Source organism: Laedolimicola ammoniilytica, assembly GCF_025567165.1.
GTDB classification, from domain to species: domain Bacteria; phylum Bacillota; class Clostridia; order Lachnospirales; family Lachnospiraceae; genus Laedolimicola; species Laedolimicola ammoniilytica.
On sequence record NZ_JAOQKC010000030.1, the window covers coordinates 24,573 to 34,139 of the forward strand.

General features: G+C 52.7%; 6 protein-coding genes and 1 tRNA gene. 4 read left to right on the forward strand and 3 right to left on the reverse strand.

Annotation, left to right across the window (positions count from 1 at the left end; translation table 11 throughout):
- Nucleotides 1–79: 79 nt before the first annotated feature.
- Nucleotides 80–1,096 carry a LacI family DNA-binding transcriptional regulator gene (locus OCV63_RS15900; protein WP_158365243.1) on the reverse strand — a complete coding sequence of 339 codons (1,017 nt, stop codon included), beginning with the start codon at nt 1,094–1,096 and terminating at the stop codon, nt 80–82.
- 211 nt (nt 1,097–1,307) lie between these two features.
- On the opposite strand from OCV63_RS15900, the gene OCV63_RS15905 reads away from it, so the two are divergent.
- Nucleotides 1,308–4,085, forward strand: coding sequence for a heavy metal translocating P-type ATPase (locus tag OCV63_RS15905; protein ID WP_262670922.1), 2,778 nt, complete (start codon nt 1,308–1,310; stop codon nt 4,083–4,085).
- Nucleotides 4,086–4,145: 60 nt separating this feature from the next.
- Here OCV63_RS15905 and OCV63_RS15910 read toward each other — a convergent pair whose 3' ends face one another.
- Nucleotides 4,146–6,293 (reverse strand): Tex family protein, encoded by a 2,148-nt coding sequence (locus OCV63_RS15910; protein ID WP_158365244.1) that lies wholly within the window; start codon nt 6,291–6,293, stop codon nt 4,146–4,148.
- A 201-nt stretch (nt 6,294–6,494) separates the two neighbouring features.
- Between OCV63_RS15910 and OCV63_RS15915 the strand changes: the two genes are divergently transcribed.
- The 3 genes from OCV63_RS15915 to OCV63_RS15925 all read left to right on the forward strand — a co-directional run bounded on the left by OCV63_RS15915 (nt 6,495) and on the right by OCV63_RS15925 (nt 9,051).
- Nucleotides 6,495–6,917 carry a hypothetical protein gene (locus tag OCV63_RS15915; RefSeq protein WP_158365245.1) on the forward strand — a complete coding sequence of 141 codons (423 nt, stop codon included), beginning with the start codon at nt 6,495–6,497 and terminating at the stop codon, nt 6,915–6,917.
- Nucleotides 6,914–7,663, forward strand: a complete 750-nt coding sequence (locus tag OCV63_RS15920) for a DUF975 family protein (RefSeq protein ID WP_158365246.1) — start codon at nt 6,914–6,916, stop codon at nt 7,661–7,663. Before OCV63_RS15915 ends, OCV63_RS15920 begins: the two co-directional genes overlap by 4 nt.
- Before the next feature lie 236 nt (nt 7,664–7,899).
- Nucleotides 7,900–9,051, forward strand: a complete 1,152-nt coding sequence (locus OCV63_RS15925; protein ID WP_158365247.1) for an FprA family A-type flavoprotein — start codon at nt 7,900–7,902, stop codon at nt 9,049–9,051.
- 220 nt (nt 9,052–9,271) lie between these two features.
- Here the strand turns inward: OCV63_RS15925 and OCV63_RS15930 are convergent.
- A tRNA-Asn gene (locus OCV63_RS15930) sits at nt 9,272–9,343 on the reverse strand.
- Between the last annotated feature and the right edge of the window lie 224 nt (nt 9,344–9,567).

Here is a 9,567-nt window from a genome sequence, read left to right on the forward strand (position 1 = left end):
GCTTTTTACCTATTATATTATCTTCTCCTGTAAAAAGAGCTTGCGCACCTCCATATTTGCGCAAGCTCTTGCTCTGTCTTTATCTCCTGCTGCTGTCACCCTTCTGGAGCGCAGGGGCCAGCAGAATCCGCTGGGCAATAATCTCCGTCCCCTTTTCGCATCGGAGCCGCGCCAGCATCCGGTTAGCCGCGATGGTTCCGATGCTCTCCGTGGGCTGCGTAATCGTTGTGATCGACGGCACATTTAAGCCCGTCTCATCCAGAAAATCAAAGGCCACCACCGCCACATCCTCCGGAATCCGAAGCCCCTGCTCCCGAATGGCCTTCAGGGCTCCGCAGGACATCTTATAGGAGCTGACATAGACCGCTGTAAAGGGGTGCGCCTCCCTGGCCTCCAGAAGCTCCCGCATACAGCGGTAGCCTCCCTCCACCTGGTAATCGCCCTTCTTCATCAGCTCCGGTATCGCTTTCAACCCGTGATCCTCTAAGGCATTCCGGAACCCACGAAGCCGTTCCAGTCCCGTAGTCTCCCGCTCATTACCGACGATAACTGCTATCTGCTCATGCCCCGCTTTTGCCAGGCACTCCACCGCCAGGGCACTTGCCCGGCTGTTGTCCAGCAGCACACAGTCCTCGTATTCCGGCTTCACATGGGGCAGATTGTCGATGAAAATAACCGGGACGCCGCTCTGAAAATACATCTCCAGCGCCTCGTGCTCCTCCGCGACAGTGGCCAGAATCAGTCCGTCCACCCGCTTTTCGTACATAAGCCGGATATAGTTCTCCTCCTTTTCCGGATCTTCATTGGAGTCCGCCAGCAGAATCGAATATCCTTCCGTGGAAAATACGTTATCTGCTGCTTTGATGACCAGATTAAAATAGTCCCGGATATCCGGAACGATGATTCCGATGGTATTGGTCTTGCTGTTTTTCAAAGAACGTGCCACCTGATTCGGTACATAATGATGTTCCTTCGCTATCTTCAAAATCTCATCCTTGGTCTTCTGTGAGATTCTTCCTTTTCCATTGATCACGCGGGAAACCGTTGAGATAGAATAACCTGACTCTTCCGCAATCTTCTTTAAATTATAAGGCAACTTTTACCCCCCGGTAATTTTCTGTATTTCATGATTTTACCATAAATGACATTTTCTCTCAATATTTATTCCATGATTTTTTCTTTGTTTCCGGTCTTTTAAAATTTATTCTTTTTTCTATTTTCTCCTTGACATTCCTATGCAAACGTGGTTAAATCATCATATGAACAGTTAAACATATATGAATATATTTTCAAAGGAGATAGATATTATGGCTGATATGGACAGAGAGAAACTGAATCCCGTAGCCGGGCATGAGGAGCACTGTGGCTGCGGTTGTGAACACGAGCATGACCATGACCACGAACATCATCATGAGCATGAAGAGCATGCGCATCAGCATCACGAGCATGACCACGACGAGGAATGCGGCTGTGGCTGCGGGCACGATCATCATGAGCATGACCATGAGGAGCACGAGCATCATCACCACGAGCATGGCGACTCCTGTGGCTGCGGCCATGAGCATGGCCATGAGGAGCACGAGCATCATCACCACGAGCATGGCGACTCCTGTGGCTGCGGCCACGATCATGGCCATGAGGAGCATGAGCATCATCACCATGAACATGGCGACTCCTGTGGCTGCGGCCATGAGCATCATCACCATGAACATCATCACGAGCACAGCACTGCTGCCCGCAAGGAAGTCTACATCATCGAAAACCTTGGCTGCGCCCACTGTGCTTCCAAGATGGAAGAGAAAATCAACGCCCTGCCCGGCGTAGAGGAAGCCACCATCACCTTCGCCACCAGGCAGCTCCGTGTCCTGGCCGCTGATCCGGATGCCCTGCTGCCGGAAATGCAGCACATCTGCTCTTCCATTGAGTCCGAAGTGAAAATTGTTCCGAAAACCGTGAATGCATCTGCAAAAGCAAAAGTATACATCATCAACGGTCTGGACTGCGCGCATTGCGCGGCCAAAGTGGAAGAGCGTATCAACGAGGTGCCCGGCGTGGAAAATGCCGTTCTGACCTACGCCACCAGGCAGCTCCGCATCACTGCCGAGAATCCGGACGCTCTCATCGACGAGATTCGTCGCGTCAGCGCAGCCCTGGAGGAGGGCGTCACCATTGTAGAGCGTGACCCGTCCCCGAAATCCGCCGCCAAGAACGCCGCAGCACAGTCTGCCAGGGAAGAAGAGAAAAAGAACGAGCGCAGAGAACTCATTTCCATCATCATCGGCGCGGTTCTCTTCGTAGTCGGCGAGATTTTAAGCCATATGGGTGCTGCCGCCATGGTTACACTGCCCATATTTGTCATTGGTTATCTGATTCTGGGTGCCGGCGTCCTGGTGACCGCTGTCAGGAACATTTCCCATGGTCAGATCTTCGATGAAAACTTCCTGATGGGTATCGCGACACTGGGCGCATTTGCCATCGGCATGTATCCCGAGGCTATGGGCGTTATGCTCTTCTACCGCATCGGCGAGTTCTTCGAGCACAAGGCCGTAGAGCGAAGCCGCGGACAGATCATGGACGCTGTGGATATGCGTCCCGAGGTCGTCAATCTGATACAGGGCGACGATATCAAAGTCATCCCGGCTGAGAACGCCAAGGTGGGCGATGTCCTGATGATCCGCCCGGGCGACCGTATTCCGCTGGACGGCATAATTCTTGAGGGCGAGAGCCGTCTGGATACTTCACCGATTACCGGCGAGCCTGTTCCGGTGGCTGTAAAGGCCGGAGACGACATCACCTCCGGCTGTGTGAACACCTCCGGTCAGCTGAAGATTCGCGTAGAGAAGCCTTTGTCCGAGTCTATGGTAACCCGTATCCTGGATTCCGTAGAAAACGCGGCCGCGAGCAAGCCGAAGATCGACCGCTTTATTACCCGGTTCTCCAAGGTTTACACTCCCATCGTCGTAACCCTGGCTTTGATAACTGCCATTATTCCGTCTCTGGTGACCGGCAACTGGCATCAGTGGATTTATACCGCGATTACGTTCCTGGTTATGAGTTGCCCCTGCGCCCTTGTACTCAGCGTACCGCTGGCATTCTTCTCCGGTATCGGCGCAGGCTCCAAGAAGGGGATCCTGTTCAAGGGCGGCGTGGCTATGGAAGCCTTAAGCAACCTGGGCGCTGTGGTCATGGATAAGACCGGTACCGTGACCGAGGGTAACTTCAAACTTCAAAAGATCGTTTCCACCGGATCCATTTCCGAGGATGAGCTGCTTCGCATCTGCGCAAGCTGCGAGCAGTTCTCTACCCACCCGATCGCAGCCAGCATCGTAGCGGCCGCACAGGAGAAGGGAGTCGCTCTGGAGAAGCCCGCTTTTCTGGAAGAAATCGCAGGCCACGGTATCTCCGCTTCTCTTGCTGCAGGTAAGGTGCTCTGCGGAAATCAGAAGCTGATGGACGAAAATCAGGTGGCTATGAACGCTGCCATCGACACTGGCTACGGCTCCGAGGTCTTTCTGGCTGTAGACGGTAAGCTGGCCGGATATCTGGTGATCTCCGATACTCTGAAGGCCGACGCGAAATCTGCCATTGCACGCCTGAAAAAAATGGGTCTTCGCACTGTGATGCTGACCGGCGACGCGCAGGAAAGCGCTGAGGCCGTAGCGAAGATGGCTGGCATCGACGAAGTTCACGCAAAGCTTCTTCCCCAGGATAAGCTGAGTATTATGGCCAAGCTCCGCGAGCAGAACGGCAACATCATGTTTGTCGGCGACGGTATCAACGACGCTCCGGTTCTGGCCGGCGCTGACGTAGGCGCAGCTATGGGAAACGGCGCTGACGCAGCTATCGAGGCGGCTGACGCGGTATTTATGACCTCCAGTATGGAATCTGTACCGACGGCTATCTCCATCGCCCGCAGCACCAACCATATCGCCGTTCAAAACGTGGTATTCGCTTTGATTATTAAGATCGCGGTTATGATTCTTGGGCTGGCCGGACACCCGAATATGTGGCTGGCTGTATTCGCCGACACGGGCGTGGCTATGCTGTGCGTGCTGAATTCTATCCGGATTCTGTATAAGAAATAAGAAAGAAAAAGCAAAATGCTCCGACAGGTTTCACCCACCTGCCGGAGCATTTTTTATATCCTATTTTACGTCTTTCATGGTCAATGCGATTCGCTTCTTCTGTAAATCTACGCTAAGAACCTTCACGTCCACGATATCTCCCACGCTCAACACCTCCAGCGGGTGCTTAATATACCGATCGGTAATCTGGGAAATGTGTACCAGGCCGTCCTGATGGACGCCGATATCCACAAAGACGCCAAAATCAATAACGTTGCGGACGGTACCCTTCAGCACCATACCGGGCTTTAAGTCTTTCATTTCCAGCACATCGGTACGGAGAATGGGCTTCGGCATCTCGTCACGGGGATCCCGCCCCGGTTTTTCCAGTTCCTTGACGATATCTCGCAGAGTCAGCTCGCCGATTTCCAGCTTCTCTGCCAGGTGCTTATAATCATGAATCTTCCCGGACAGACCCTTGATACCGCCCTTTTTCAGGTCGTCTGTGGTATAACCCATGGTGGTCAGCAGCTTCTCGGCGCTGGCATAGGACTCCGGATGCACGCTGGTAGCGTCCAGGGGGTTCTTGCCGTCTGTGATGCGTAAGAAGCCCGCGCACTGTTCAAAGGCCTTTGGACCCAGCTTGGACACCTTCAGAAGCTCTCTGCGGCTGGTAAAACGGCCATTCTCTTCCCGGTAGGCTACGATATTCTTTGCCAGGGTCTTATTGATGCCGGAGACGTACTCCAGAAGCGGCGCGGAGGCCGTATTCAGATCTACACCGACTTTATTTACGCAATCCTCTACCACGCCGGACAGGGCATCTCCCAGCTTCTTCTGATTCATGTCGTGCTGATACTGACCCACGCCGATGGAGCGGGGATCGATCTTGACCAGCTCTGCCAAGGGATCCTGGAGTCTCCGGGCGATGGACGCGGCGCTTCGCTGTCCCACATCGAAGTTCGGAAATTCCTCTGTGGCCAGCTTGCTGGCGGAATAGACCGAGGCCCCAGCCTCATTTACAATGACGTAGCGGACCGGCGTGGGCAGCTCCCTGATGAGCTCCACGATAACCTGCTCGGACTCCCGGGAGGCGGTTCCGTTACCCACGGATATCAGAGTAATGCCGTACTTGGCAATCAGCTTTTTCAGGGTCGCTTTGGCCTCTGTCACCTTATTCTGGGGCGCAGTCGGATAAATGACCACTGTATTCAGCACCTTGCCGGTGGCGTCCACCACGGCCAGCTTACAGCCGGTACGGAAGGCCGGATCCCAGCCCAGCACCACCTGACCCACGATGGGCGGCTGCATCAGAAGCTGCTTCAGGTTCTTTCCAAAGACATTGATGGCTCCGTCCTCTGCCTTTTCCGTCAGCTCGTTTCGGATTTCCCGTTCGATGGACGGCGCGATCAGGCGGCTGTAGCTGTCCGCGATGACGGATTTCAGAGTCGGCGTGGTATGCGGATTGTCCCGCACGATGACCTTCTTCTCCAGATACCGCAGGATGCGCTCCTCCGGCGCTTCCACACGGACGTTCAGCACCTTCTCCGCCTCGCCCCGGTTCAGGGCCAAAATCCGGTGTCCGGCTGCCTTTTTCACAGGCTCTTCGTAGTGATAATACATCTCATAGACGGTCTGCGCCTTCTCATCCTTAGCTTCGGATATCAGCTGTCCCTCGTCGAAGGTGGCCTTCCGGATATAGGTCCGGTAATCCGCCTCATCGGAGATGGCCTCCGCCAGGATATCCCCGGCCCCCGCGATAGCGTCCTCCGCAATCAGCACGCCCTTTTCCTCGGAAATGTACGCAGCGGCCTCTTCCGCCAGTGGCTTTTTCGTCATCTGCAGCCGCAGCACGTCTGCCAGGCCCTCCAGACCTTTTTCCTTGGCAATGGTAGCCCGGGTGCGCCGTTTTGGCCGGTAGGGGCGGTACAGGTCGTCTACTTCCACCAGAGTCTCTGCTGCCAGAATCTGTGCCTTCAACTCCTCCGTCAGCTTGCCCTGCTCCTGGATGCTTCCCAGCACCTGATTTTTCTTATCCTCCAGTCCCCGAAGGTAATTCAGCCGCTCGTAGAGATTACGCAGCACCTCGTCGTTCAGAGATCCGGTCGCTTCCTTTCTGTATCTGGAAATAAATGGAATTGTATTCCCCTCGTCGATGAGCTTCACCGCGGCCTCCACCTGCCACCGCTGAACGCCCAGCTCCTCCGTCAGTTTCTTACTAATATCCATAGAGTGTTCCTCCTGTCTTCCGCCATGACCTTTTCCGATCGCGGGCACTGTCCTTATTATACGAAAATCCACCTCTCATCGCAAGCCGTAACTTTACTGTCTCCCACTTCTGATCTGTTTGCTTTCGCATGATGTAGATTTTAAGATTTCATTGTCTTTCCCTTTTTCCTGTGTTATCATGTTTATTTAGGAGGATTTTTTATGGATTACAATCATACCGAACAACCGAATATGAATTTTCAACAACCGAATTTCAATCCCTATAAAAGACAGCCGAACAAAATGGCAACTCTGTCGCTGGTGCTCGGCGTGCTGACCCTTCTTTCTGTGATCAGCATTTACTTTATCTATTTTGCCCTGCCCATGGGCTGTATGAGCATTCTCTTCGCCCATCTCTCCAAAGGCGACAGCTACCGGCTTTCCCCAAAGGCTGTAGGCGGCATGACAGTTTCGATTCTTTCTATCGTCATCACCGTCGTAATTCTGGTTCTGGGCTTCTATCTGGCCATTCAGCTTTTCGGGCTGGAGACCCTGATGGATCCGGACGCCCTGCAGCAGGCTATTTCTGATCTCTATAATCAGCTGTCCACCCAGCTTCCGACGACAGGAGGTGGCGCGTTATGATGAGACCGAAGGAAATCCGCCGTCAGGCTCGTATAACCCTCACCGGTAACTATTTCTTTGCCGTGAATCTGAATATCAGCCTGACCATATTTACTATGGCCCTGACCATCGTCCTGCAGTCCACCAGTCTGGGTGCATCGCCGCTAGTGCTGAACCAGGTGCTATTCTGGGTTCTGAATCTGATTGTCCTGCTTTTAAATGCGCTGCTTACTGTGGGACTGATTCGCTATCTCTACTCCCTCTGCCGGAAGGCTCCTGTCAATCAACCGGGACTTCTCTTCTACGCCTTCCGTGCCCAGCCGGATACCTTTATCCTGACCTATCTGTTCCGCTACGCGGTCTCCCTGGTCTGGTTTGCGCCTGCGCTGTACTGCTATCTCCGGTTGCCCTTAAGCATCGATCTGGCAAATATGCCTACTGAAGTCATTCAGTTGATGACCCACATGGCAGCCTATGCGCTGCTTGCCATTATCCCTGCAGTCCTGATTTCCCTGCCCTGGTGCCTGACCGAATTCGTGCTGCTGGATGACCCGTACTGTTCCGCTCATAACGCGCTGCAGACCAGTCGCAGACTCATGCAGGGCCAGTACATCCGCATCCTGCGCCTGTGGCTCGGTTTCCTGCCCCTGTGTCTTCTGGGCATCGGATCCATGGGCATCGGATTTCTGTGGATTCGGCCTTACTTCTATGTGAGTATGGGGCATGTGTATCTGGAACTGCGTGATGATCAGACGATAGAATTTTAAATGGATTTTTGGCGTATCGGTTTCTCCGATACGCCTTTTTCATGTAACAGGAAATTCCTATGGAATCCCCTGTTACATAAAAAATATTATCGCACTGCGGCGGAGATGTAGTATGTCGCTTACGCGATCAGCCGCAGGCGGAGAATCCTGCTTTGCAGGATTCTTTCTTATTCTATACACTTTATTTCAAATATGTTATAATGAACCTATCTTAACTAAAAGGAGCGTATTCAAAAATGGAAATTACAAAAGATATTCGATATGTTGGCGTCAATGACCATGATGTGGATCTCTTTGAGGGTCAGTATGTGGTTCCGAATGGTATGGCATACAATTCCTACGTCATCCTGGACGAGAAAATCGCCATCATGGACACGGTGGACGCCCATTTCGGACAGGCATGGCTGAATCAGATCTGTGCTCTCCTGGGCGACCGTCATCCGGATTACCTGATCGTACAGCACATGGAGCCGGATCATTCCGCCAATATCGCTAAATTTATGGAGTTCTATCCGGACACTACCGTCGTATCCAGCGCCAAGGCTTTCGCCATGATGAAGCAGTTCTTCGGCACCGATTACGCTGACCGCCAGATCGTCATCAAGGAAGGCGATACCCTCTGCCTGGGCAAACACACCCTGGCTTTTGTGGCCGCTCCGATGGTTCACTGGCCGGAGGTCATGGTGACCTATGATACCTGCGATAAGGTACTGTTCTCTGCTGACGGCTTTGGTAAATTCGGTGCTCTGGACGTGGAAGAGGACTGGGCTTCGGAAGCGCGGCGCTACTACATCGGTATCGTCGGTAAGTTCGGCGTACAGGTACAGAACTTGCTGAAAAAAGCCGCTACGCTGGATATCCAGACCATCTGCCCCCTGCACGGACCTGTGCTCACGGAAAATCTGGGCTACTATCTGAATCTCTACAACACCTGGTCATCCTACCAGCCGGAGGAGGACGGTATCGTCATCGCTTACACCTCTGTCTATGGTCACACGCAGGAAGCTGTCGAGCTGCTGGCTGATAGGCTCCGCACTAAGGGCTGCCCGAACGTTATCGTTCACGATCTGGCTCGTGCCGACATGGCGGAAGCCGTAGAAGACGCGTTTCGCTACAGCAAGCTGGTTCTTGCCACCGTCACCTACAACGGCGGCATCTTCCCGTTCATGCGCGATTTTATCCAGCATCTGACCGACCGCAGCTACCAGAACCGCACCGTGGCCTTCATAGAAAATGGTTCCTGGGCCCCGACCGCAGTCAAAGGCATGAAAGCCCTGCTGGAAAACAGCAAGAAACTGACCTACGCCGAAACCGACGTCCGCATCCTGTCCGCTTTAAATGAGGACAGCCGCGGCCAGATCGAGGCGTTGGCGGATGAGCTCTGCTAAGAATGTACCACCTGATATTGTGTATAATCTCAATATGAAATAAGACCTTCCAGTTTCTATTCTGGGAGGTCTTATTTTATCCTCAAATCCTAATTCAAAAAAATATGTTTCCCTCCCCCGGAGTTTTTTTTGTTCTATAAAAAGCATGACTTTCACGCTTCAATGTAACACGGTATTGTAGATCCAAAAAACCTGCAAGCAACGCTTACAGGTTTTAAAGCTCCCCGAGTAGGGCTCGAACCTACGACATTTCGGTTAACAGCCGAACGCTCTACCACTGAGCTATCGAGGAATATTTAATTCAGATACCATAATACCTGATCACTCAACGCTTGTCAAGTGTTCAGGTACTTCTTTGTACCTTCAAAACTATATACTGTATATCTTCTTAGACATTTTCTATCCTATGACGCTTCGCGTTCCGCTTTCGCTTCACACTCTTGGTCAAGCCCTCGACCTATTAGTAACAGTCAGCTCCATGTGTTACCACACTTCCACCTCTGCCCTATCTACCTT

Excerpts from the sequence above, each read along its gene's own strand:
- OCV63_RS15910 (WP_158365244.1), bottom strand. The coding sequence starts at position 6,293 with ATGGATATTAGTAAGAAACTGACGGAGGAGCTGGGCGTTCAGCGGTGG.
- OCV63_RS15920 (WP_158365246.1), top strand. The coding sequence starts at position 6,914 with ATGATGAGACCGAAGGAAATCCGCCGTCAGGCTCGTATAACCCTCACC.
- OCV63_RS15915 (WP_158365245.1), top strand. The coding sequence starts at position 6,495 with ATGGATTACAATCATACCGAACAACCGAATATGAATTTTCAACAACCG.
- OCV63_RS15925 (WP_158365247.1), top strand. The coding sequence starts at position 7,900 with ATGGAAATTACAAAAGATATTCGATATGTTGGCGTCAATGACCATGAT.
- OCV63_RS15905 (WP_262670922.1), top strand. The coding sequence starts at position 1,308 with ATGGCTGATATGGACAGAGAGAAACTGAATCCCGTAGCCGGGCATGAG.